The following is a 22,629-nucleotide window of genomic DNA, read 5'->3' on the forward strand; positions in this document are numbered from 1 at the left end:
GACTACAGAGCACTACCGACATTGCGGTGGATGATCGCCGAGGGCGCAAGCGCGTCACAGCGCGCGCTCAGCACTGGGCCCACCCACAGCGTTGCGCCGAGGGTGGGCCCAGCCTCAGAAACTACGCGTCGGCGTCCTCGTCATCGGTAAATGCATCAGGATCGAGCGCCGGAACGTTTGTCGCAGGCCCCAGATGCGATGCTCCGCCTTCTTCGCCCCAACCAGCGCCGGGGGTATGTGCGGGGTCGGAGTCGTGATCTTCGCTGTGACCCTCGTGTGCCGCATGCTCGCGCTTCTCATCGGTACTCATGGTGTTTTCCTCCACATCCTCGCTGATTGGATTCGGTTCCCTTCCATAGTCGCGCGTTTGGGCTCGATCCGCACCCCCTGCGACGCAATTGGGCGGCGGATCGCGCTTCGCGACTACCCTAAAAGCATGTCCGCATCTGCTGTGTCTCAGACACCGCCTCCGCCCCTGCCGTCCCGCCGCACGATTGATCGCGGCATCGCGCACCTTGCGATTCCGGCGCTTGGCGCGCTGATTGCGGAGCCACTGTTTCTCATCGTGGATTCGGCGCTCGTGGGACACCTCGGCGCATCTCCGCTCGCCGGTCTCGCGGTCGCAGCTGCGATTCTGCAGACCGCGGTTGGCCTCATGATCTTCCTCGCCTACTCCACGACGCCGATCGTCGCGAGGCGACGCGGGGCGGGCGATCTGCAGGGCGCGGTCCAGGCCGGAATCGACGGACTCTGGCTCGCGTTCGCACTCGGGGCGGTCGTCGGCGCCGCGATGTGGATCATGTCACCCCAGCTGGTCTCGCTCTTCGGCGTCTCGGGCGAGACCGCTGAGCACGCGCGCATCTACCTCTCGGTCTCGTGCTTGGGCATCCCCGCGATGCTCGTCGTCTTCGCCGCGTCTGGCCTGTTGCGCGGGCTCCAAGACACCAAGACCCCCCTCGCCGTCGCAACCGTCGGATTCGCCGTGAACGCACTCCTCAACTGGTGGTTCATTTACGGACTCGGCCTGGGCGTCGCGGGCAGCGCGTGGGGCACGGTCGTCGCGCAGTGGGGCATGGTGCTCTGCTATTTGGCGGTCATTTCACATCACGCACGGACGCACGGCGCGGGCTTCCTACCCAAACGAGATGGCTTGGGCCACGCTGGCCGCAGTGGCGGCTGGCTGTTCATCCGCACGCTCGGTTTGCGTGCGGCGCTGCTCGCGACCGTATTCGCGGCGACCCAGCACGGCACCGAGGCCACCGCGGCCTACCAAATTGTGTTCACCATCTTCTCCACAGCGGCCTTCGCCCTCGACGCACTCGCGATCGCTGCCCAGGCGATGGTGGGTGACGCACTCGGCTCACGGAACGCGGATCGAGCCCGACTCATCGTGAAACGCACACTCTTCTGGGGAGTGATCTGTGGCGTGGCCATTGGCCTGCTGCTCATCGCGGTGAGCCCCGTACTCGGCGGACTCTTCACGAGCGACCCCGCCGTGCGCGAGCTCCTGCCACCGTCGCTCATCACGCTCGCAGTCGCGCTACCGCTCAGCGGTTTCGTGTTCGTGCTCGACGGGGTGCTGATGGGAGCAGGTGACGCCCGCTACCTCGCATGGACGAGTCTCGCGAACCTCGCCTTCTACCTGCCGTTCCTGTGGGCGGCGACCGTGTTCTTGCCTGCGGGATCCGCGGCCCTTGTCGGAATCACCGCGGCCTTCATGGTCGTACTCATGCTCGCCCGCGCAACCACGCTCGGTTTGCGCGCACGCAGCGATCGGTGGATGGTTCTCGGCGCATAACCAGTTACACTGGCTCGGTGCGAATCGTGGTAGCTGATTGTTCTGTTGACTATGCGGGACGACTGTCCGCGCATCTCCCCCGCGCCAAGCGCGTGCTGATGCTGAAGGGTGACGGCAGTATCCTCGTCCATTCAGACGGCGGATCCTACAAACCACTCAACTGGATGAGCCCTCCCTGCTCAATGCAGACCCTCGAACTCGACGAGGGCGTACGCGAGGTCGGCGTCGTCGAGCAGTGGCAGGTCACCCACAAGAAGACCGCAGACAAGCTCATCGTCTCCATCTACGAGATGATTCACGACTCGTCGCATGACCTGGGCGTGGATCCTGGCCTCATCAAGAACGGCGTCGAGGCACACCTGCAGGAACTGCTCGCAAGCCAGATCGATCTGCTCGGCGACGGCCACACCCTCGTGCGCCGCGAGTACATGACCGCGATCGGCCCGGTCGACATCCTCGCGCGCGACGCCGATGGCGCTTCAGTCGCCGTTGAGATCAAGCGCCGTGGCGAGATCGACGGCGTCGAACAGCTCACCCGCTACCTCGAACTCATGAACCGCGACCCGAACCTTCGCCCCGTGCAGGGCGTCTTCGCTGCGCAGGAGATCAAGCCGCAGGCGCGCACGCTCGCCGAGGATCGCGGCATTCGCTGCGTCGTGCTCGACTACGAGGCGATGCGCGGCCAGGAAGATGTGAACGCGCTGTTCTAGGCCTGGGTTGGGCTTGGGCTTGGGCTCGGGCGAGAGCTTGGGCTCGGGCGAGAGCTTGGGCTCGGGCGAGAGCTTGGGCCCTGGCCTTGGCTTTGGCTTTGGCCGCGTTCGCGCATTTTGAGCTGCGCTGAGCAGATTTGGATGGCGTTCCACCTAAGGCTTTGTGTGGCCTTGCCATCCTGTTTGGGGCTGCCTCGGGCGGCCTTACGCCCGCCCTTGCCTGTGGCATGTTTGGCCCGGAAGCTGGCTGGTTTCGGGGCAGATCGCGGCGGGGATTTGCCTACGTCTGCAAATCGGCCGTCGTCAGCACGATTTTTGCATTATTCGTGCTGACGACGGCCGATTTCTAGACAAAGGCAAGGGTGGCGCTGAGCATTCTGCCTCAAACCTCAGGCTTCAGACTTCAGGCCTCAGTCATCAGGCCTCGGGCAGCAACAGCACCTCGTCGCCGGGCGAGAAATACGACCGGTTCCAGTTCAACTCACTGAGATAGGTCGTCGGTAGGCAGAACCGTTTGGCAATCGCTTCAAAAGCGTCGCCTTCTGAAATCACATACGTTGCTGGGGCACCTGCAGCGTTGAGACCGGGATTGCTCGTTGCGAACTCTCGGGTCCCAGTGTCTACGGGAAGGCCAAAGAAGCGCGTCGAAACTGTGATCTTCGCATACAGCTCGCCATCCTCTCCGAAGAGTTCTTCCTCCCGCGAGAACTCGGCATCAGGCGAACCCTCCACGGGGTCCCCATAGGCCTCGCTGGTTAAGAATTGCTCGGCCACCGTATAGCCCTCGACCGCTTCACGACTCACCTCGACTCTGGGCAGCGTTGAGCACGCATCCGACTCGGCTAGAGCTTGAGATTCTGCCGAGTCGACGCTCTCGACAGGAGCAGACTTCGTCGTGGTCTGGCTCTGGGGCGGCTGAGCAGCGCGTGAGTCCAGGGCCGCGCATCCGGTGAGTACCGCTGCGCAGAGCAGCATTGGGACAACACGTGTAACCGGGTGACGTACACCGCGGGTCTTATTTTGCATATGCGCTCCGCCGCGAAGTTGCTTCGCCAATTGTCGAAGCACCGAGAGTGAGCTTGAAGCATAGCGGATGCACCGCAAATGCAAATCTACCCGAGGGTCGAGTTTCCCTTAAGAGCGCTCCGCGCCGATGCCGGTGAGGATGATGTCGATGCCGCGGGCGAAGGATTCGGCGACGGATCCGCGGCCTGATCCCTGGTCCGATCCGCGCCCATCGGACCCAGCCGGGTCGGCATCGTGCACAGCAGAACCGCTGGCGCTTTCCGCACCAACACCAGCACCGCCAGCAATCAGCGCACCAAACTCCGCGGCCTGCAGATAGGTCTGGGTCGACTGCGCGTGCCCGAACGAGAAGAGCAGCAGGGTGCGCGCACCGTCGGGGCCAACGAGTTCGGCGAGGCGCTGTTCGATGGCGATGGTTCCGGTGTGGAACGCGCTCGCGGTCGCAACGACATCAGCACCGTCTCGCACGGCCAGCAGAGCATCGCGCAGGGCAAGGCAGATGGCTCGCGCCTTGGTGAGCGGATCGCTCTCCGCCGCCGCACGCACAGCCGCCGAATGCAGCACTCCCGCGACGATTTCGTCTGCCATGAGGGCAAGCAGCGACTGCTTATTTGGCACGTGGTGATAGAGCGCGCTGACCTGCACCCCGATCTCAGACGCGACCCGGCGCATCGAGCAATTCTCGAGGCCGTGCTCGTCGAGTACGCGCAGCGCAGCGGCTACGACGTCGGCACGGCTGTTGCGCATGGCACCATCTTATGGCTAACCTGAACACTGTTCACCAGAACACTGTTCAGGTTGATCGTGACGGCGAGCGCCCCTACGATCACCATTGCAAGACCGAAGGAATGACCATGACGCCTGCAGAGGCCACTCAGATCCCCGAACTGCCACAGTCGGAGCAGGGACCCGCCAATAACGACACCAGCAAGCCGACCAAGCGCGCGGCAGCACGACGCCGCAAGCCAGGCACCGATATCGCGCTCATTGCGACGTTTGCCGCTGTGATCGCCGCGTGCGCACTGCTTCCGGCGTTGAACGTTGGCCCGGTACCCATCACCCTGCAGACCTTCGGCGTCATCCTCGCGGGTGCGGTGCTTGGCGCACGCCGCGGCTTCCTCGCCGTTCTGCTGTACCTCGCACTCGGCACGATCGGCATCCCGGTCTTCTCCGGCGGATCGGCTGGCCCCGCAGTCTTCGTCGGTCCCTCAGTTGGCTACCTCGTGGCGTTCCCGTTCACCGCGTTCCTTGCTGGTTTCATTGTCGAGCGTCTCCCCCGCACGAAGATTGCCGCGAGCCTTCCCCTCATTTTCATTGCGGGCCTCGCGAGCAGCTTTGTGTTCATTCACCCACTCGGCATCCTTGGCATGTCGAAGGTGCTCGACCTCACCCTCCAGCAGGCGTTCTTGGCTGACCTCGTGTTCTGGCCTGGCGATGTGATCAAGAACATCCTCGTCGCGATCGTCGCGACCGCTGTGCACCGCGCGTTCCCGCAGATCCTGCCGATCCGCCGCAAAGCGAAGAACGCGGGCGCGACGACCCCTGAACCCCAGCCGGTAGCCTAATTCGGTGATTGTTTTCGAGAACGCTGAAGTCCGCAGGCCTGACGGGTCAGGAGTCATCCTCGAACCCGTCAACCTGCGGCTTTCAGAATCGCTCATCTCGATCATTGGCCTGAATGGCTCGGGCAAATCGACGCTCGCGCGCATGATGAACGGCCTGGTCGTTCCAGATACCGGGCGCGTTCTCGTACTCAACCAATCAGGCGATGACTGGCTTGATACTGCACGCAAGGGATCCGCGGTCAGGAGCGCAGTCGGTTTCTCGTTCACTGATCCGGCAGCCCAGCTCATCATGCCAACCGTGATCGAAGACATCGCGCTGTCCCTGCGTCGGGAGCACCCGCAGAAGGCGGATCGCCTCGCTGCGGCGCACGACGTTCTCGACCGTTTCGGGCTCGCGGATCTCGCAGACCGCAGCGTCCACCAGCTCTCTGGCGGCCAACGCCAGCTTGTCGCACTCGCGTCGGTCCTCTCAACCAACCCTGGCATCTTGGTTGCGGACGAGCCGACCACCCTCCTAGACCTCCGCAACACTCGCATGATCGGCGATCTGCTCTGCACGCTCCCCCAGCAGACCTGCATCGTCACGCACAATCTCGAGCTCGCTGCCCGCGCAGAGCGCACGCTTGTCGTGCACGAGGGGCGGATCGCCTTCGACGGTCCCCCTGCCGAAGCGATCACGCGCTACCAGGAGTTGGCCGGGTGAGCTCAGCGGTACTCGGGGCGTATATTCCCGGCGATGGCCCCCTTCATCGCCTACGTCCCGGCGCAAAGCTACTCGGGCTCTTAGGGTTCTCCGTCGCGGTCATCGCGACCTCGGGTGTCGTCCCCACGGCAATCGCTCTCGCACTCGGCGTCATCCTCGCACTGCTTGCTGGCCTGCGCGGTCGCGGACTCCTGCGCGTTGCACGCGGGTTCGCGATCGTGGCGGTGTTGCTGTTCGCGTTCCAGCTCTGGCAGAGCGACTGGCAGCACGCCTTCGATGTCGTCGGCGGACTCTTTGCCCTCATTCTTGCGGCGAGCGCCCTCACAGCGAGCACCGCCGCCGCCGACATGCTCGAGACGCTCACCTGGGCACTTGGCCCGCTGCGGATCTTTGGCGTGCGTCCCGACCGCGTCGCACTGACGTTTTCGCTTGCGATGCGCGCGATTCCGTCCATGCTCGAGGTTGCACGTGAAACTGGCGACGCAGCCAAAGCACGAGGCTTGGAACGGAGCCCCCGCGCGCGGCTCGTGCCGTTCGTCCTGCGCGCGGTCGCACAGGCGGAGCGCACCGGCGAGGCACTCGCTGCGCGCGGACTCGATGAAGCAGACGATTCAACGCGCTAGCTCGCCACCGCGCCGAGCGTAGTCGAAGCACCAGGCGCGTAGGCTAGACGCATGGCAGCACAGGATCAGCCCCAGGATCAGCCCGACGTTCACCCCGAGGGCGACACCCCCGTCGAGGAGCAGTCGACCACACCCGAGGCGATGTCTGCCGACTCAGCCGGAACCGACGCCGAGGCCGAGGCCAACGCTGACACCGACGCTGAGGCCGACGCTGAGGCCGACGCAGCTCCCGCGGAGCCCGAGATCCCGGCCGAGGTGCATAAGGACTACGAGAACACCGCTGCCCGTGAGGCACTCACCGCGTTCCACGCCGCCCCCGACTACGTGCATCTTGCAGCGCTACTGAACTCGTTCCGTGAGGGCTACCTCGTCGCCGACGTGAGTGGCACCGGTGGCAAGCGCCGCGGACCTCGCGTGCGCACGATCCGCTCAACGCGCGGCCAGCTCGTTCTCCCGCTCTTCACGTCGCTCGCCGAGCTCCGCGCGCTCACGCCAGAGCACAAGCGCAGCGAAGTCAAAGGCGCCGTGCTCCCGGCGCGCGATGCGCTCGGCCTCATCCACTCTGATCGCTTCGTCGCAGCAGAGTTCGACAAGTCTTCGGCATCGCTCGTGCTGCTGCGCAAGTACATCACCCTTGCGCACAGCGACGAGGAGATCACGGCCGAATCGCTTGAGGCGATGAAGTAGGCGATCCGCGCCCCACGCACCAACGCGAACGGGCCGGGCAGGGAATGTTCCCTTGCCCGGCCCGTTCGCCGTTGTGACGCGTGATTAGCGCACGATCTCCTGCAGCGCGTCAGCAGGAGTCTTGATCGTGAAGGCGCGGATGATCTGCATGATGCCGAGCACGAGCATCGAGATGCCGATGAGCCACCAGAGGGTGATCGCACCGAGCAGCGGCGACATGATGAGGGTGAGGCCAGCGAGGATGCTGATGATCGAGTAGATGATCGTCCAGACCTTCTTGCCCTCGATCTTGCTCAGCATGGTGAGTGCGACGATGCCTTCCATGAGCCACAGCACGCCGACCGTGATCGACAGGAAGAGCGCGAGCACTGCGCCGGTGGTGTTGAGGTTCACCGCCATAACGATGCCACCGATGATGTAGAGCAGGCCGAGCAGAACGTGGCCGGTACGTGCCCAGCCAGTCTGCGTGCGGCTGAAGATCGCGCCACCGAGGTACACGACGCCGGCAACAAATGCGTAGGCTGCGACGATCGCAGCGACGACGGAAACAGTGAAGCTTGCCGACTTACCCGGGAAGATCAGGATAAGCACACCAAGCACAGCCGCGACCAGACCGCCGACGCCGAACATGATGCGGGTCGCGTCGGTTGCCTTCGCAGCAAACGGAATCTGGTTCTGAGTCAAGGGTTTCTCCTCTTGATTGCGGTGCGGGCCTCGCGGATGGGGCTCGCAGTTGTTTCCATTCTGTACCAGTTCAGCGATTTTGTGGCAGAACCATCGCGAACAAATTGGTAACGCACACACAGTCACGCAATCTGCGCGACGAAATGGACAAAATCACCACGAAAATCGTCCAAAACGCCTATCGCCCGCGCGTGACCGGCGGGATACGCTGGCGACAGCCCAAAACTTTCAACGCAGAAGGACTGTTCAATGACGCAACAATCAGGCTCAACCGGCACCGTTCAGCTCGAAACCGAGGTGCTTCGCGCGACCGAGTGGGTGATCGAGCCAGGCGGCGCGATCCCCATGCACCCCCACAACTACGATTACGTCGTCGTCCCGATGATGACCGGCACCATGCACGTGCTCAACTCAGACGGTACCGAGATCGTCGCCAACCTCGTCTCAGGTCAGAGCTACACGCGCGCAGCTGGCGCAGAGCACCGCATTGAGAACCGCAGCGCCGACACCACCGTCGTCTTCGTCGAGATCGAGCGGCTGGCGTGAGCGCGATGACGACCACAGACGCATCGAAGCTTATTGTTCGCCCGGTCACTGCGGCTGACCAGGCCGGCTGGGCCGCGCTGTACCGCGGCTACCGCGACTTCTACAAGAAGGAGCACAACCCCGAGGTCTACGAAACGGTGTGGGGCTGGCTGGAAGATCCGGAACACGAAGTTCGCGGACTCGTCGCCGAACTCGACGGTGAACTCGTCGGTCTCGGTCACTACCGCACCTTCGCACGCCCGATTGATGGCGTGACGGCGCTGTTTCTCGATGACCTGTTCACCTCGCCCGCCGCGCGCGGCAAGGGCGCGGCAACGCAGATCCTCGATGAGTTGGCGCGGATCGCCCGTCGCGAAGGCGCAGCCCTCGTGCGGTGGATCACCTCGGAAGACAACGCAACCGCCAAGCGTCTCTACGACAGCCTCGCGTCGCGCGTCGCCTTCGACACCTACGACATGAAGCCGGCACAGCCAGGCGCATAGGCCACATTCACGCTGCGACCGGGGTCGGTCGGTGGGCGCGGATCCGCGCTCTCGCCCGACCCCGGTCGCCGTTTTTCGGCGGCCGCTGCCTAGCGATGCCGCCGCTCAGCTGTGGCGGAGCCGCTCCGTCGCAACCGTCGGCTCGGTCTGACCGTGCGGCCAGCTCTTGCCCTCGGCATCGACTGCGACGAACACGATGCGCTCGAGCGTCAATACTTCCTGGCCAGTGACCGCGTTCTCAACCCGGCAGCTGAGAGTGAGCGAGGTACGACCGAACGCTTTCACCGTGTACTCCAGCACGAGCAGGTCGCCGCGGGCCGCCGTCGATACGAACGCGATCTCGGAAACGTAGCGGGTGACTACATTGATCGTGCCCAGTTGCATCGTCGCAATGATCGCGGCTTCTTCATCGACCCAGTGCAGCAGGCGTCCGCCGAACAGGCTGCCATGCTGATTGAGGTCTTCGGGCTTGACCCACTTGCGGACAAGAATTCGCGCGTCACTCATGCGCCAAGTGTACTGCTGGCTATATGCCGCTTACGGGGCGCGGATTCTTCCCTTGCCCCACCCTGCGCACTCTGGGGGCATGCGGGCTTCGGCTCGAGAGCTCCCCGGCTTGTGAGGCGCACTGCGCGCCACTTCACATCGTTGCCTGAGGCGGCCCCCTCAAACCCACGAAACAGCCCCTTTCCGACACAACAGGCACTTTCATGCGCAAGAAAGCGGGGTTCATGCAAGAAAGGGCCCTTCTCGACGGCGCGACGCTCAGCATTCGTAGGCGGCCACCTGCCTCTCCCCCGAGCGCGCCCCCAGCAACTCGGGATACGCTGGCAACGTGTCGATTCTCGCTGGAATTCTGTTGCTCGTAAACGCCGTCTACAACTTTGTTGTGTGGCCACAGTTCTGGAAGCGCGTTGCCGCCGATCCGCGCGCCCGCGACGAAGCAGGCCGCCCGACCAAGTTCTACACGGTGCACCGCGTGCTCATTTCGATCGCGCTCGTCATTGCAGCAGCTTCTGCCATCGCTGGCGTGCTGATGTTCTTCATCAGCTAGTTTCAGGATTCTTCCGCTGCTTACTCTGCCGTCACTCAGCGGCCACGCATAGGATAGATATTGTGAAGCGAATTCTTACCTACGGCACGTTTGACCTCTTGCACTGGGGGCACATCCGCTTGCTCCGCCGCGCTCGTCAGCTCGGCGACTACCTCGTCGTTGCCGCGTCGACCGAAGAGTTCAACGCAGGCAAGGGCAAGAAGACCTACCACGACTTCGAGACCCGCAAGAACATGCTCGAAGCTGTTCGCTACGTCGACCTCGTGATCCCTGAGACCGATTGGGATCAGAAGATCAACGACGTCAAGAAGTACGAGATCGACGCAGTTGTCATGGGTGGCGACTGGGAAGGCGACCCGCGCTTCGAGATCCTCAAGGACTACTGCGAGGTCATCTACCTCGACCGTACCGAGGGTGTCTCAACCACCAAGATTAAGCGCGACCTGGGCGTCAACGCCTAAGTACGCACGCACTAGGAGGGGCGCGGATCCGGTTTTGGATCCGCGCCCCTCCTCGTTTGCGGTGACGCTGGGCTTGGGTTCTCAGCCGAGACCCGCGAGCCTACGCCTGGGAGCTTAGGTCTGAGAGATTAGACCTGGGAGCTTAAGCCTGGGGTGCCGCCGGCTGTCCTGGCTGCTGCGTGCCGCCGTGGTATCCCGGGATCGGCTCGATGACGACCGCGGTTCCGTATGCGCAGAACTCGGTGAAGTTGCCGATGGAGCCTGAGTCGAAGCGCATGGCGATGACGGCATTGGCGCCGCGGCCCTGGGCTTCTGCCCACATGCGGTTCATGACCTCCCAGCGCGATTCGTAGATCACCTTGGTGTACTCGGGCATCTCGCCGCCACCCAGCGAGCGGAAGCCCGCCGTGAAATTCTGACCGAAGTTCGCCGAGCGTACCGTGAGGCCCATGACCTCGCCCATGACCTGGGTGACGCGGTACCCGGGAACCTCGTTGGTGGTGACAACAAACATGCTGGCCTACTTTCTGTGTTGCGCTGGCGTTCGCTTCGCTATCAAGACTAGTTGCCAGAGCCCGCGCTGCTCCGCGCGAAAGCAGCCAACCCCGAGAAAACAGCCAACCCCGCGAGATGGGGTGTTTCTCTCGAAACACGGTCTTTCATGCGCATGAAACAAGGTGTTTCGGCGGAAAGTGTCCATCTCGCGGGGTTGGGATGCCCGGTTGTGCGCCCTGGGTTGGGGCGCCCTGGGTTGGCGCACGCGGTTAGCGTGCGGCGCTGGCGCGGGCTTACAGCACCTTCGAGAGGAAGGCCTTCGTACGCTCGCGCTGCGGGTTAGTGAGCACCTCAGTTGGGTCACCAGACTCAACCACGACGCCGCCGTCCATGAAGACGAGGGTGTCTGCAACCTCGCGGGCGAAGCCCATCTCGTGCGTGACCACGACCATCGTCATGCCGCTCTCAGCAAGACCCTTCATGACGTCAAGCACTTCGCCGACGAGTTCTGGGTCAAGCGCCGAGGTTGGCTCGTCGAACAGCATGAGCTTCGGCTCCATCGCGAGCGCACGTGCAATTGCCACACGCTGCTGCTGGCCACCCGACAGGTGCGCCGGGTAGTAGTCGTAGCGTTCAGCGAGTCCCACACGCGCGAGCAGCTCCATCGCTCGAGCTTTGAGCTGCGCTTTCGATCCGCCCTTACGAAGCAGACCGGGTGCGAGCATCACGTTCTCGAGCGCCGTGAGATGCGGAAACAGGTTGAATCGCTGAAACACCATTCCGATGTCACGCCGCTGCTTCGCAGCCTCACGCGGGTGCATCTCATAGAGCTTGTCGCCCTTTTCCCGGTAGCCAACCACCTCACCGTCGACTTCGAGTCGACCGGCGGTCACGGTTTCCAGGTGGTTGATGCAGCGCAAGAAGGTTGATTTTCCTGAGCCAGACGGCCCGACGAGGCACAAGACCTCACCGCGCTTCACCTCAAGTGAGATCGACTTCAAGACAAGGTTCGAGCCGTATGACTTTGAGACGGCCTCGGCACGCACCATGGGGGTATCGTTCATCGTGGTCACTGAGCTGCCCCGTTTCCTTCTTCTGTGCCTCCGCGTGCGGCTCTGCGTGGTTGCTGTTCTGCAACTCCGCGCTGCGCCGCTTCAGGAGCCTCGCCCATCACTTCAAGCACACCTGTCGCGAGGGACGGCTTCATCACATCGGGACGCTGCCCCAGGCCCTTCGCAAAGTGCTTCTCAAGGTAGTACTGCCCCACCATGAGCACAGACGTAATCACGAGGTACCAGATCGAGCCGACGATGAGCATCGGTACCGGCTTGTATGTGACGGCAGCGATGTCACGCGTTCGCGTGTAGAGCTCAAGCGTGAACGGCACCGCTGTAACCAGCGAGGTCGTCTTCAGCATTGAGATCACTTCGTTGCCCGTTGGAGGAATGATGACACGCATCGCCTGCGGCAACACCACTCGGGTCATTGTGTGCCACCAGCCGAGGCCGAGTGCAACAGCAGCTTCTTCTTGTCCCTTTTCCACGGCAAGCAGGCCAGAACGAACAATCTCAGCCATGTAGGCTGCCTCGTTCAGCGCGAGACCAATCACGGCAAGCGTGAAGAAGCTCAGTAGGTCCTTCGTGTCCAGCGAGATCCACGGATCGGTAAAGGGAATTCCAATATCGATCGTCTTGTAGATCGTTGCGATCAGGCCCCAGAAGGTGAGCTGTACGTACACCGGAGTACCGCGGAAGATCCACAAGTACACCCAGGCGACCGCACGAACGACGGGGTTCTCCGACAACCGCATGACCGCGAGGGTGATACCCAGCACGATTGCGATGATCATCGAGTAGATCGTGAGTTGTAGCGTATAGCCGATCGCCGAGATCACTCGCTGGTCAAAGAGGTACTGACCTACGATGTCCCACGAATACACCGGACGATTGAACGCGGCGTCATAGATGAACAACGCAACGCAGGCGAGGAGAACGACCGCAAAGACCATTCTGCCCGGGTGTCGAAGCCGAACTGCTTCAATCGGCTTCGACACCGCGTGAGTCTGAGTTTCAGACATAGCTTTGAGCTTTTCCTGTACCCGAAGGGTTCCGATTACTCCTTGCCGCCATTAATAACGGCGGCATCGAGTGCACCGGCTTCAACGCCTGCTGCGCTGAGGATCTTCATGTACGAGCCGTCATCGATGAGTGACTGCAGCGCCGCGTTGACCGCAGCGGTCATGTCGCTCCCCTTCTGAGTTGCGAAGCCGTACGGTGCACCGTCGAAGATGTCGCCAACGAGCTCAAGTTCACCCGAGAGCTTTGCAACAGCCGCACCGGTGACGGGCGAGTCAGCCGAGAAGGCGTCAGCCTTGCCATTGACTACCGCGTTGGTGACCTCAGACTGCGCAGCGGCAGGAAGCACGGTGATCTCAGGCTTACCTGCAGCCTTGCATGCTTCATTGCGTGCTGGCATCTCGTCGGTGTGCTGAACGGTACCGGTCTGCACGGCTACGGTCAGGCCACATGCATCGTCAGGGTTGATGTCGCTGCCGGGCTGAGCAGCCCACTGGCTACCCGCATCGAGGAAGTCAACGAAGTCAACTGCCTTCTGACGTTCGACGTTGTCAGTGAAGGACGATGACCCCATGTTCAGGGTGCCTTCCTCCAGTCGAGGAAGGATGCTATCGAAGGGAAGTATCTCCCATTCAGGGGTCAGACCGAGCTTTGCTGCGACGGCCTCTGCGAGCTCGACGCCCCAACCGATGGGCTTGCCGTTCGCATCCTTGTACTCGTTGGGCGGGTATTCGGCGTCAGTGCCGATCGTGAGCACGCCTGATTCCTTCACGTCAGCCGGAAGGAGCGCAACTGCCGCAGCATCTGCCTGGATCTCGAGGCCTGCCTTTTCAGATGTGCCTTCGGACTCCTTCTCTGCGTTGTTCACACAACCGGTCAGAGCGAGCGCTGCCGCAGCAGCAAGGGCGGGAATTACAAAACGAATCTTCATCGATTCCTCCGTTATTACAAACGTATTCAAGTATTGGCGCTGTCGGGCTGACAATTCGCGTCAGAACCGCATCGCCGGTATCGGGTGAAACATTACCGAGTCTTTGGTCACTTTCAACGTGATTGATCTGTAATTGTTGCTTATCTGTTTCCAAAGCACTTTCGCCATGGTGCATTCCCCCAAAACCGGCAAGATTCTTGCGCAGATGTTTGTCCAGAAACAGCGAAGGTGCCGCACACTCGTGCGACACCTTCGTAAGTTGATCGGCGGATCAAGCTGCCGAGAGAATTACCAGCCGCGCTCAGCGAGACGGTGTGGCGCCGGGAGATCCGCCACGTTGATACCCACCATGGCTTCGCCGAGACCTCGCGACACCTCAGCGATCACATCGGGATTGTTGTAATTCGCCACCGCGCGAACAATTGCCGCAGCGCGCTTCTCAGGGTTGCCCGACTTGAAGATGCCAGACCCAACGAAGACACCATCAGCGCCGAGCTGCATCATCATTGCAGCATCAGCAGGGGTTGCGACGCCGCCAGCAGTGAAGAGCGTCACAGGCAGCTTGCCGGTGCGTGCTACCTCGGTGACGAGTTCGTACGGCGCCTGCAGCTCTTTCGCTACGACGTACAGTTCGTCTTCCTGCAGACGGGTCAGTGCCGCGATTTCCGCCTTGATCGTCCGAATGTGCTTTGTCGCCTCAGAAACATCGCCGGTCCCGGCCTCGCCCTTTGAGCGGATCATGGCAGCACCTTCTGTGACGCGACGAAGCGCCTCGCCCAGGTTCGTGGCGCCACAGACGAAGGGAGCCGCGAATCCGCGCTTGTCGATGTGGTTCACGTAGTCAGCGGGCGAAAGCACCTCCGACTCGTCAATGAAGTCGATGCCGAGTGACTCGAGCACCTGAGCCTCAACAAAGTGGCCGATGCGTGCCTTGGCCATGACGGGAATATCGACGGCCTCCTGGATGCCAGCGATGAGGTCGGGATCGCTCATACGAGCTACGCCACCCTCAGCGCGGATATCAGCAGGAACGCGTTCGAGTGCCATCACGGCAACAGCGCCGGCGGCCGCAGCGATACGAGCCTGTTCGGCGTCGACAACGTCCATGATGACACCACCCTTGAGCGAGGTGGCGACGTCGAGTTTTGCAGAAAGATTCTTGTGTTCAGTCATGCCACCAGCGTGACACTGGTTCACCCGGTGGACTTTGTTTTACAAAACCAGGTAGGCCAATTTTGCGATGTGGCGGGAGACTTTGGTACATCGGACTTCCTGGCCTTAGGCTCGCGCGAGCCCGCGTTGCTGATGTTGCCGAGCGACGCGAACGCGGGCGTACCAGCGAGGGTCAATACCCCGGCCAGAAGAAATGCGTTGAGCCTAGCTACTCTCTTGAATTGCCAATCTCTCTTAATGAACAACGAGCGTGTGCAGCGGAACCCATTCGAGCCTCCGCACTTGCTCACAGAAAGTCCGATGCCCGTCCATGCACGCCCCCGACTCGACCACGGTCAACGGCATTGGCAAGAACAAGAAAAGAATCAGGGCAAGACCTACAGCCGCAAACACCACAGTTTGCCTTCGAAAGCCAGCGCCCTGTAAAGCCACCGAGTACCCCTTTGTCTCATCAGACAAAGTCAGGCTAAACATGGATTTTGGCTCGTCTAAGGGGCGCAAACGAACTGACTGGAAGTGCTCCCCAGTCGCGACATGTCACCTCAAAGCGCGTTGCACGCCTGTCTTCGACGCGGGTACGAGGTGACTCAAAGGTTGGGCAAACTCGGGCGCCAAGACAGCGCAGATTCTTGTCATTCCCCGTCAGTTTCATGACCGCGGCGAGTTCGGCTATATCCTCGATGCACGCGCAGCTCAAGAAGAAGACCGCTTGGGATCATCAACCAAAGATCCCTTCTCGCGATTCTCACGATGGCAGTTATACAAGGCCAAGAAGTGTGGTCGTTACAGCAGAGCGAACACAAGCTCCAGAACCACTACGACCGCGACAAGCAGGAACACGACACTCGCACACAAATCAATCACCGGAGTAGCGCGTCCAAACCACCGCTGAAACGCACGCGATGATGTGAGCAACGCAAATGCGACGAACCAAGCCAGTCCGACAACCGTGAGCGCAACCACAACAAGCGTGCGGTCAAACAGCGTCGCTTCCGCCGGCAGTATCTGCGAAAAGAGGGCGGTGAAGAACAGCAGCGCCTTCGGGTTCGACATGTTTGTCACAAACCCCTGCCACATCGGGCGCCTTGCCGACCAGCCAGTGGCAGATTCGCTGACTTGCGACTGATCCGCACTCGCCACATCACGCACCTCGGTACGGTCACGACGTTCGCGCAGGGCGCGGATCGCGGATCGCCCACCCTGCACACCCATCCAGCCGAGTACAGCTGCACCAACGAGTTGCAAAATCGGCAGCAGACCAGGCAAGGCAACCACGATCGCCGCAAGCCCTGCGACCGACGCTGTCGTCCAGACCGCATTTCCGGTCATGATCCCGGCAGCGCCCCAGAGGGCGGCCGTTCTGCTCCGCACTCCGAGCTTAAGCACGAGGAAGGTATCGGGGCCAGGAACGACCACCGCAGCTGCAAACGTCACTAACAACGTCACCCAAGCCGCTGCCGGCATCGCGCTCACTACCACCTACCAATTCTGCCAGATCGTACGCATCAATCTGCACGGTGTGACCTTGTGCGACAAGGGATGCGGGGCCCATCACATCGAGGTAATGACAGCCTTGCCTTGCTTGTGCATCGGCTTGTTTCGGACGATGATGACACTATGAGCGACGAGCAGAGCATCGAATCCGCCATCAACCATTTGCATGAGCGGCACAAAGAAGAAGGCATCGGGCAGCGACTGAACTGGTTGCGTGCTGGTGTGCTCGGCGGAAACGATGGCATCGTCTCCGTCGCAGGTGTTGTCATCGGCGTGGCCGCGGCATCCCCGGGGAACACCGCAGCCATCATGACCGCGGGCGTGGCCGCTCTCGTCGCTGGTGCGTTCTCAATGGCAGGCGGCGAGTATGTCTCAGTCAGCACGCAGCGTGACACTGAGAAGGCGCTCATCGAGCGTGAAAAGCAGGAACTTAAAGAGCAGCCCGCCGCAGAGCTTGCCGAATTGACTGGACTGTACCGTCGCCGTGGGCTCTCCGCCGCGCTCGCACGCCAGGTCGCAGAAGAGCTCACTGCGCACGACGCACTTGCGGCGCACGCAGAAGTCGAACTCGGCATTGACCCCAAGGAACTCACCAGCCCCTGGGCCGCAGCGTTCTCCTCATTTATCGCTTTTACGGTCGGCGGACTGATTCCGCTCATCATGGTGTTGCTGCCCTTCGGCAACCCGGTCATCACCACTGCCGTCGCCGTCGTCGTCGGCCTCTTCTTGACGGGGTGGATCAGCGCCAAGCTCGGCGATGCACCGCGAGGTCCGGCGATCTTGCGCAATGTGCTCATGGGATCCGCCACGATGCTTGCGACTTACCTCATCGGCCTACTCTTTGGCGTCGCGGTCTCGTAACCCCGCTGCTATGCAGAATGCCCCGCTCCTCACAGTGTGAGAGGCGGGGCATTCTGCATAGCAGCAGCGAGCGTTAGTCGAGATTGGTCGGAGCCGCAGGCAGGCCTACGAAGTCTTCAAGGTTCTTTACGCCCTGCTCGTGCATCGCCGTCGCGACGTCAACGCCCACGTAGCGGAAGTGCCATGGCTCAAACGTGTACCCAACTGTCGGCTGCTCACCATCGTTGTATCGAAGGATGTAGCCGTACTGCCAGGAGTTCTCCCGAAGCCACGCCCCGGTTGCCGTGTCTCGGAAGCACTCGGAAAGCGCACACCCTTCATCACCCTCGAGGTCTACAACGAGACCGGTCTGATGCTCAGAGAAACCGGGACGAGCGGTATCTCGGTCGGCAAATTCGACGCCGCCCTCAGCGACGAGACCGTCGTAGATCTCTTTCTGCAGCTCATAGTCGCGGTACCCGCTCGTAATCTTGATCGGCACACCTGCTGCCACCGATGCGTCATACATGCTTCGCAGCGCAGTTGCAGCCTCGGCCCGGATCGGGTGACCCCACACAGAAGGAATGCCTTCTGGCACCACCAAGTCATCGGGTGCCCAGTCAATCGGATTCATCGGTCGCTGTTTGTTGACCACGACCGTGATGGAGCTCGGCGAGTCAACATCGTAGGTCGGCTTGGGCGCAGGTTCAGGTACAGGCTCAGGCTTTGGTTCAGGCTTCGGAACCGGTTTGGGTGCTGGCGTTGCCGCCGCAGGAGGAGCTGGAGCGTACCGCGCCTGCAGCGCAGGCCAAAAGATCACGCCAAGCACCACCAGCAGCGCGACCACGCCACCGCCGATACCCAGACCAATCTTGAGCCGACGTCGCCGCCGTGCCCGTACTTCGGGATGTTTTGCCCAAGTTTTCTCGATGCTCATTGCTTTCATCGTTTCATATCCCTCCGACATTTGGCTGCGGATCCGCGCCCTGCTCACCAATCAGCCGCGTCATAGCGCGAAAAAGCCGAGGGACCCATGCTGTGCGCATGAGCCCCTCGGCAACTCGAGATCAGTCAGTCACTGGTCTCAGCGATGAACTAGATCGCGGACTTCGCTGAGCGACGGCGCCAGAACGCCAGCGCGCCACCCGCAGCGATCAGCAGACCCGCAATACCCGCGAACAGCAACGGCGAAGTGCCGCCAGTGTTGGGGAGAGCGTTCACGATCGGGTTGCCCGGGTGAGCTGGATCGGTCGGCTTCGAAGGCTCGGGATCGGTCGGCTTTGAGGTGTTGTCATCGTCGAGGACGATAACGCCAGCATCCCACGTCGGGTCGATACCCTCGCTCGCGAGCACATCGCCAAAGAGGTAGTCCTTGGTCAGGTACGTGTTCGAGTCATCAAGCACGATCTTGCCCGAGAAACCAGTCTTGGTATTCGCGTTTGAATCGTTCTCGTGGGTCGAACCCGCTGCACGTTCCTTCGTGAACCCGTAAGTCTTCTTCTGAGCATCGGTGAGCGTGAACTTCACTTCATACTCGCCAGCGGGGAGCTGGTCGAAGATGTACAGACCGTTCTCGTTGGTCACCGTCGATGCGATGATCTCGCCGTCCTGGTAGAGATCTACGCGGACACCCGGCAGTACCTCTTCAGGGTGATCTGACTCGGGGCCGTCCTGCTTGCCGTCCTTGTTTGCGTCAATCCAAACAAAGTCGCCAATGGCGTAGGTCTTGCCAGCCTTGTTCGCAAACTCGACTACCGGTGACACCGAGATGTCATCTACAACGAACTCGTGCAGCTGACGCTCAAGGATGTACCCCTTTGGCGCAACATCCTCGCGCAGCCAGTACGTGCCGACTGCGTCTACCGTCGCGGGTGAACCGTCTGCCTGGACGATGTTGCCATCAACAAGCTTGAGGTCGGTGAAGAGCTGAACCTTCTTCGAGCTGTCCTTCGGATCCGCACCGAACAGTGAGAACCGTGCGTAATCGTCAGAGATGGTCTTCGACGCGTCATCCGCATCGACCTTCTTCAGGTCGAGCTGCAGTGCGGGCTTGTTCCAGAGCGTTGCTGCTTCAGAAGTGCCCTGAGCATCGACAGTCACCTCAACGAGGTCCTTCGCCAAGATGTAACCCTTGGGGGCGACATCCTCACGGAGCCAGTACGTGCCAATTGCATCGACGACCACCGAAGTGCCATCTGCGGACTCGATCACGCCGTCAACGAGACGGAGGTCGCCAAACACAACCGTCTTCTTATCTGCTGCAAGCAGCGAGAAGCGTGCGTCATCGTCGTTCAACACGTTGTCCGGGTCGACGCTGTCCTGCTTGAACAGGCTCAGCGGGTAACCGTTCGTCGGCGTGATTGTCGCGGTCGAACCAGCCATCTTGTTCTTGATCGCGACATTCGGAGTGAAGTCGTTGACCTTAACCTTGAAGAGCAGCGTCGGAGTCTGCTTCTGGCTGATCGGACCGGTCTTGATCGTCACCTTGCCATCTTCGTAGCTTGCAGTGAGATCAGAGTCAATCAGATTGACCGAGGTCGGAGTGCCAGCAACCTGGTGATCCGTGTTCAAGAACTCGACAAACTCAACGCCTGCAGGCAGGGTGTCAACAATCTCCTTGAAGACCTTGTTGTACTTGCCGTGCGCGTTCAGCGTCACTCGGTAAATGTACTCGTTGTTGACGAGCTTGCCGTCAGCGTCAAGCGCTGCACGAACATTGCTTGAGTAGTTGCCAGTTTCAGCGTTGAACACCTGCTTGCGCAATGAGAGTTCATCACCGTACGAGGTGCTCTGCACGTCCCAGCTCGACTTGAAGGTGATCTCCTGGCCTTCGCCGAGGTAATCTGCAGAGTTACTGAGGAACTTCGTTTCCTTGCCATCGAAGACATGGGTAACGAGATCGAGGTGGACACTCCACTTGTCCTGGTAGGTCGTATCTGCGTACGTATCCTTGACTGCCGTTGCAAATGCCGCGTTGGGAGCGATGATGAGATTACCATCGGCATCGATCGAGAGATCGAAGTGCTCGCCAGTCAGCTTGACGCTACCGTACACGCCATTGATCGATTCCTTGATTGCAGGAAGCGTTGCATCAGTGACGTTAAACACCGAGTGATCAATCTTGTCAACGATTCGCGACTGCGTCGCAATTGGGAGGTCCTTGCCAGTGGACTTGAAGTCCTTGCCAATCTCGAAGCCGTAGTTCACCTTGATTGAGTGACCAGGCTTCGCCTTGATCTCAGTCGCGTTGGTCGACTTCTTGAACATCTTGTCGTCAGTCACGCCACCGCTGGTGTCGATGTCAACAGTGATGTTCGTGTCGGCGTTGGTCCAGTGAGGTTGATCCCCCTTGCGGACGCTGTGCTCGTACATAGCCCAGTTGCGGATCGTGTACGTATCGTCGTAGAGCGATCCACTCGACTTCTGGTCGGTGAGCTCGTTGAGCTGTGCCTTCACCTTGAGCGCGTAGCTCTTGGTGACGTCCTGGCCGAAGTTCACCATCAGGGTGCGACCATCAAGGATGTAGTGCAGTGCGTACTTGTCTGCCTTGAACTCTTCGTTCGTCACTGTTGCGCGATCGACAGGGGTGAGCTTTGCGGCCTGGCCATCAACCGTGAGCGTCAGGAACTCAGGGTCCGCTGCAAGCCACTCTGCTTCAGCCGGGAGCTCGTCAGTCATCACAACGTTCCGCTGAAGTGAAACTGCGGTGCCCGCAAATGAAGCAAACTTCGTGAGATCTGCAGTCATCGTGTAGGTGACCGGGATCGATGAAGGGAGGGCACTGCCGGCAGCAAGAATCTCGTCAAACTTCTTCTTGTCGACGTCAACGGTCTTTCGGAAAGCCTCGCCGTAGCCGGGGCGCTCCATACCGTCCAGGTAGCCCTGTACCTGAACTGTTGCAGATGCAGTTTCCTTCGAGCCCTCGGTGACTGTGTTCTTCACGGGGAACGCAAAAGCGCCACCGTCAACACCGTCAATACCCTCGTCGTAAGCAGCTTGGAGCTTCTTCTCAAGAGCGAGACGTGCGGCTTCACCAGCAATCTTCACCTGGTAGGAGAAAGTGTAAGTCGAGTTCTTTTCTGCGGTGAACGTGTGGGTAAATGACTGACCGGAAATCGTCTTTGCGTTGACGGCATCAGTTTTCTTGGCGTTGAGGCCCTTTTCGTCACGCACTTCAGAAGCCACAGTGAGCTTTCCGTCAAACATGAAGTTTGCGTCGTCGAGGGTGTCGGTGAACGTGATTTCGCCACCGTCAACGCTATTCACCGTGTAGGTGTAAGTCATCGTGTCGTTCAACGCGTCTTTGCCGACACTGACCTTGCCGTGCTCACGGTTCTTGTCGTCTGCGGCAAAGCTGATCGTGACATGTGGGTTCCAGCTACCATTCGCAGCTCGCTTGTCGCGACCTTCTGCAACGAAGCCGGGGTTGTCGTCTTCCTCGAGGAAGACAATACGTACCGGGTCCGACGGGTTACCATCGAGCATCCAGCTCACATCTTTGAACTCGGAGTCGAGGCGCTCATCAACGGTGAATTCGAACTCGAGTACTCCCTGTGCGAACTCGGGATCGATCTCGTCAACAAACGTGATGCGCACGCTGCCGTCATCAAGGAGCTCAAGTGACTTGACTGCCTCGTTGCCAGCCGGAACGACCAGCGAGGACTTTGAGATCGAGAGACCTGCGGGCGGGGCAAAGGTCATGACCTGGCCCGGATCAACCTCGTCATAGCCGACCGAGAACTTGTAGGTGGCACCCTCAACGAAGATGGGTGCACCGTCATGGGAACCGGAAGTGCTCGAGAAGCCAACGAGCGTCAGCGATCCCTTGCCGGTGGCACCAGCAGCAGCTGATTCCTCCGCTGCAAATGCTGGCGTATTAAAGCCCGTAAATACGAGCAGCGTCGCAAGCAAGCTTGCTATCAATGGCACGAAAAAGCGCGCACGAATGCGCGGCTTGATGTACTCAGACATCGTCGTTCCCCCCTAGAAACGAAAAAAGACCGCGAACTAGTCGCGGCCTCGCGTATACGAAGCAGAGATGTCTACTCCTGAGATTCGTGTGCCTGTCCCCACAGGTCACACAATGTTCGTCTTATTCTTTCACACGAAAGATACGTGAACAAGTGTTAATTAAATGATCTTCAAAATATTTTCGAAGGGCCTGGACGATGAGCCGAAGCCATCCCGAGCACGGTATCCCTGAAGCGTTTTGGGTACAAAAAAAGGGGCCCCCGCAACGGAACCCCTAACACCCACACACGCGAGCACACCCCACACAATGT

At 60.7% G+C, this 22,629-nt stretch carries 24 protein-coding genes; 11 read left to right on the top strand and 13 right to left on the bottom strand.

Annotated features, from left to right (window positions below):
- Positions 1-121 precede the first annotated feature (121 nt).
- Entirely contained in the window at positions 122-310 is a 189-nt protein-coding gene (locus FW756_RS11585; RefSeq protein ID WP_446430313.1) for a hypothetical protein, read from the bottom strand.
- 126 nt (positions 311-436) lie between these two features.
- On the opposite strand from FW756_RS11585, the gene FW756_RS11590 reads away from it, so the two are divergent.
- Entirely contained in the window at positions 437-1,798 is a 1,362-nt protein-coding gene (locus FW756_RS11590) for an MATE family efflux transporter (RefSeq protein ID WP_446430314.1), read from the top strand.
- Positions 1,799-1,815: 17 nt separating this feature from the next.
- Positions 1,816-2,508 carry an endonuclease NucS gene (gene nucS / locus FW756_RS11595; RefSeq protein ID WP_446430315.1) on the top strand — a complete coding sequence of 231 codons (693 nt, stop codon included), beginning with the start codon at positions 1,816-1,818 and terminating at the stop codon, positions 2,506-2,508.
- 417 nt (positions 2,509-2,925) lie between these two features.
- Here nucS and FW756_RS11600 read toward each other — a convergent pair whose 3' ends face one another.
- A complete protein-coding gene (locus FW756_RS11600) occupies positions 2,926-3,534 on the bottom strand; it encodes a hypothetical protein (protein ID WP_446430316.1) in 609 nt (202 codons plus the stop codon).
- Between the two features lie 108 nt (positions 3,535-3,642).
- A complete protein-coding gene (locus FW756_RS11605; protein WP_446430317.1) occupies positions 3,643-4,281 on the bottom strand; it encodes a TetR/AcrR family transcriptional regulator in 639 nt (212 codons plus the stop codon).
- Between the two features lie 11 nt (positions 4,282-4,292).
- On the opposite strand from FW756_RS11605, the gene FW756_RS11610 reads away from it, so the two are divergent.
- Genes FW756_RS11610 through FW756_RS11625 form a run of 4 tightly spaced genes read left to right on the top strand, consistent with a single transcriptional unit; the run spans position 4,293 to position 7,112 of the window.
- The gene (locus FW756_RS11610) at positions 4,293-5,099 is read left to right on the top strand and encodes a biotin transporter BioY (RefSeq protein WP_446430318.1); all 807 of its coding nucleotides are present in this window, start codon (positions 4,293-4,295) and stop codon (positions 5,097-5,099) included.
- Between the two features lie 4 nt (positions 5,100-5,103).
- The gene (locus tag FW756_RS11615) at positions 5,104-5,802 is read left to right on the top strand and encodes an energy-coupling factor ABC transporter ATP-binding protein (protein WP_446430319.1); all 699 of its coding nucleotides are present in this window, start codon (positions 5,104-5,106) and stop codon (positions 5,800-5,802) included.
- On the top strand, positions 5,799-6,425 hold the full coding sequence (locus FW756_RS11620) for an energy-coupling factor transporter transmembrane component T family protein (protein ID WP_446430320.1): 627 nt from the start codon (positions 5,799-5,801) through the stop codon (positions 6,423-6,425). Before FW756_RS11615 ends, FW756_RS11620 begins: the two co-directional genes overlap by 4 nt.
- 51 nt (positions 6,426-6,476) lie before the next feature.
- On the top strand, positions 6,477-7,112 hold the full coding sequence (locus FW756_RS11625; RefSeq protein WP_446430321.1) for an SseB family protein: 636 nt from the start codon (positions 6,477-6,479) through the stop codon (positions 7,110-7,112).
- Positions 7,113-7,196: 84 nt separating this feature from the next.
- Here FW756_RS11625 and FW756_RS11630 read toward each other — a convergent pair whose 3' ends face one another.
- Entirely contained in the window at positions 7,197-7,796 is a 600-nt protein-coding gene (locus FW756_RS11630) for an HdeD family acid-resistance protein (protein ID WP_446430322.1), read from the bottom strand.
- Positions 7,797-8,045: 249 nt separating this feature from the next.
- Here FW756_RS11630 and FW756_RS11635 point away from each other — a divergent pair, with 249 nt between their 5' ends.
- Together FW756_RS11635 and FW756_RS11640 are read left to right on the top strand one after the other, a co-directional pair.
- The gene (locus FW756_RS11635; protein ID WP_446430323.1) at positions 8,046-8,342 is read left to right on the top strand and encodes a cupin; all 297 of its coding nucleotides are present in this window, start codon (positions 8,046-8,048) and stop codon (positions 8,340-8,342) included.
- A 5-nt stretch (positions 8,343-8,347) separates the two neighbouring features.
- Positions 8,348-8,824, top strand: a complete 477-nt coding sequence (locus FW756_RS11640) for an N-acetyltransferase family protein (protein ID WP_446430324.1) — start codon at positions 8,348-8,350, stop codon at positions 8,822-8,824.
- 105 nt (positions 8,825-8,929) lie between these two features.
- Here the strand turns inward: FW756_RS11640 and FW756_RS11645 are convergent, their stop codons facing one another.
- Complete coding sequence (locus FW756_RS11645) at positions 8,930-9,331, bottom strand: acyl-CoA thioesterase (RefSeq protein WP_446430325.1); 402 nt, start codon at positions 9,329-9,331, stop codon at positions 8,930-8,932.
- A 328-nt stretch (positions 9,332-9,659) separates the two neighbouring features.
- On the opposite strand from FW756_RS11645, the gene FW756_RS11650 reads away from it, so the two are divergent.
- Together FW756_RS11650 and tagD are read left to right on the top strand one after the other, a co-directional pair.
- Positions 9,660-9,878: an SCO4848 family membrane protein gene (locus FW756_RS11650; RefSeq protein WP_446430326.1), complete on the top strand. Its 219-nt coding sequence runs from the start codon at positions 9,660-9,662 to the stop codon at positions 9,876-9,878.
- Between the two features lie 62 nt (positions 9,879-9,940).
- Positions 9,941-10,339, top strand: coding sequence for a glycerol-3-phosphate cytidylyltransferase (tagD, locus tag FW756_RS11655; RefSeq protein WP_446430327.1), 399 nt, complete (start codon positions 9,941-9,943; stop codon positions 10,337-10,339).
- Positions 10,340-10,481: 142 nt separating this feature from the next.
- On the opposite strand, the gene FW756_RS11660 is transcribed toward tagD, so the two are convergent.
- The 6 genes from FW756_RS11660 to FW756_RS11685 form a co-directional block, all read right to left on the bottom strand.
- The gene (locus tag FW756_RS11660; RefSeq protein WP_446430328.1) at positions 10,482-10,853 is read right to left on the bottom strand and encodes a YbjQ family protein; all 372 of its coding nucleotides are present in this window, start codon (positions 10,851-10,853) and stop codon (positions 10,482-10,484) included.
- Between the two features lie 274 nt (positions 10,854-11,127).
- Positions 11,128-11,898, bottom strand: a complete 771-nt coding sequence (locus FW756_RS11665) for an amino acid ABC transporter ATP-binding protein (RefSeq protein WP_446430335.1) — start codon at positions 11,896-11,898, stop codon at positions 11,128-11,130.
- A gap of 5 nt (positions 11,899-11,903) precedes the next feature.
- Positions 11,904-12,911, bottom strand: coding sequence for an amino acid ABC transporter permease (locus FW756_RS11670; protein ID WP_446430329.1), 1,008 nt, complete (start codon positions 12,909-12,911; stop codon positions 11,904-11,906).
- A gap of 35 nt (positions 12,912-12,946) precedes the next feature.
- Positions 12,947-13,840 (bottom strand): ABC transporter substrate-binding protein, encoded by an 894-nt coding sequence (locus FW756_RS11675; protein ID WP_446430330.1) that lies wholly within the window; start codon positions 13,838-13,840, stop codon positions 12,947-12,949.
- A 288-nt stretch (positions 13,841-14,128) separates the two neighbouring features.
- Positions 14,129-15,013: a pyridoxal 5'-phosphate synthase lyase subunit PdxS gene (pdxS, locus tag FW756_RS11680; protein WP_446430331.1), complete on the bottom strand. Its 885-nt coding sequence runs from the start codon at positions 15,011-15,013 to the stop codon at positions 14,129-14,131.
- Between the two features lie 783 nt (positions 15,014-15,796).
- Positions 15,797-16,477, bottom strand: coding sequence for a LysE family translocator (locus tag FW756_RS11685; RefSeq protein WP_446430336.1), 681 nt, complete (start codon positions 16,475-16,477; stop codon positions 15,797-15,799).
- A 153-nt stretch (positions 16,478-16,630) separates the two neighbouring features.
- Between FW756_RS11685 and FW756_RS11690 the strand changes: the two genes are divergently transcribed.
- The gene (locus tag FW756_RS11690) at positions 16,631-17,368 is read left to right on the top strand and encodes a VIT1/CCC1 transporter family protein (protein WP_446430332.1); all 738 of its coding nucleotides are present in this window, start codon (positions 16,631-16,633) and stop codon (positions 17,366-17,368) included.
- 73 nt (positions 17,369-17,441) lie between these two features.
- Here the strand turns inward: FW756_RS11690 and FW756_RS11695 are convergent, their stop codons facing one another.
- The gene (locus tag FW756_RS11695) at positions 17,442-18,284 is read right to left on the bottom strand and encodes a M15 family metallopeptidase (RefSeq protein ID WP_446430333.1); all 843 of its coding nucleotides are present in this window, start codon (positions 18,282-18,284) and stop codon (positions 17,442-17,444) included.
- A 158-nt stretch (positions 18,285-18,442) separates the two neighbouring features.
- Positions 18,443-22,318, bottom strand: coding sequence for an SdrD B-like domain-containing protein (locus FW756_RS11700; RefSeq protein ID WP_446430334.1), 3,876 nt, complete (start codon positions 22,316-22,318; stop codon positions 18,443-18,445).
- Positions 22,319-22,629: the final 311 nt, after the last annotated feature.

The organism is Leucobacter sp. 1207-22 (assembly GCF_052850455.1).

Bases quoted from the DNA above. Each gene is read 5' to 3' on its own strand.
- FW756_RS11585 (WP_446430313.1), bottom strand. From the start codon at position 310: ATGAGTACCGATGAGAAGCGCGAGCATGCGGCACACGAGGGTCACAGC.
- FW756_RS11590 (WP_446430314.1), top strand. From the start codon at position 437: ATGTCCGCATCTGCTGTGTCTCAGACACCGCCTCCGCCCCTGCCGTCC.
- FW756_RS11600 (WP_446430316.1), bottom strand. From the start codon at position 3,534: ATGCAAAATAAGACCCGCGGTGTACGTCACCCGGTTACACGTGTTGTC.
- FW756_RS11605 (WP_446430317.1), bottom strand. From the start codon at position 4,281: ATGCGCAACAGCCGTGCCGACGTCGTAGCCGCTGCGCTGCGCGTACTC.
- FW756_RS11610 (WP_446430318.1), top strand. From the start codon at position 4,293: ATGGCTAACCTGAACACTGTTCACCAGAACACTGTTCAGGTTGATCGT.
- FW756_RS11625 (WP_446430321.1), top strand. From the start codon at position 6,477: ATGGCAGCACAGGATCAGCCCCAGGATCAGCCCGACGTTCACCCCGAG.
- FW756_RS11635 (WP_446430323.1), top strand. From the start codon at position 8,046: ATGACGCAACAATCAGGCTCAACCGGCACCGTTCAGCTCGAAACCGAG.
- FW756_RS11640 (WP_446430324.1), top strand. From the start codon at position 8,348: ATGACGACCACAGACGCATCGAAGCTTATTGTTCGCCCGGTCACTGCG.
- FW756_RS11645 (WP_446430325.1), bottom strand. From the start codon at position 9,331: ATGAGTGACGCGCGAATTCTTGTCCGCAAGTGGGTCAAGCCCGAAGAC.
- FW756_RS11660 (WP_446430328.1), bottom strand. From the start codon at position 10,853: ATGTTTGTTGTCACCACCAACGAGGTTCCCGGGTACCGCGTCACCCAG.
- FW756_RS11665 (WP_446430335.1), bottom strand. From the start codon at position 11,898: ATGAACGATACCCCCATGGTGCGTGCCGAGGCCGTCTCAAAGTCATAC.
- FW756_RS11670 (WP_446430329.1), bottom strand. From the start codon at position 12,911: ATGTCTGAAACTCAGACTCACGCGGTGTCGAAGCCGATTGAAGCAGTT.
- FW756_RS11675 (WP_446430330.1), bottom strand. From the start codon at position 13,840: ATGAAGATTCGTTTTGTAATTCCCGCCCTTGCTGCTGCGGCAGCGCTC.
- pdxS (WP_446430331.1), bottom strand. From the start codon at position 15,013: ATGACTGAACACAAGAATCTTTCTGCAAAACTCGACGTCGCCACCTCG.
- FW756_RS11685 (WP_446430336.1), bottom strand. From the start codon at position 16,477: ATGCCGGCAGCGGCTTGGGTGACGTTGTTAGTGACGTTTGCAGCTGCG.
- FW756_RS11690 (WP_446430332.1), top strand. From the start codon at position 16,631: ATGAGCGACGAGCAGAGCATCGAATCCGCCATCAACCATTTGCATGAG.
- FW756_RS11695 (WP_446430333.1), bottom strand. From the start codon at position 18,284: ATGAGCATCGAGAAAACTTGGGCAAAACATCCCGAAGTACGGGCACGG.
- FW756_RS11700 (WP_446430334.1), bottom strand. From the start codon at position 22,318: ATGTCTGAGTACATCAAGCCGCGCATTCGTGCGCGCTTTTTCGTGCCA.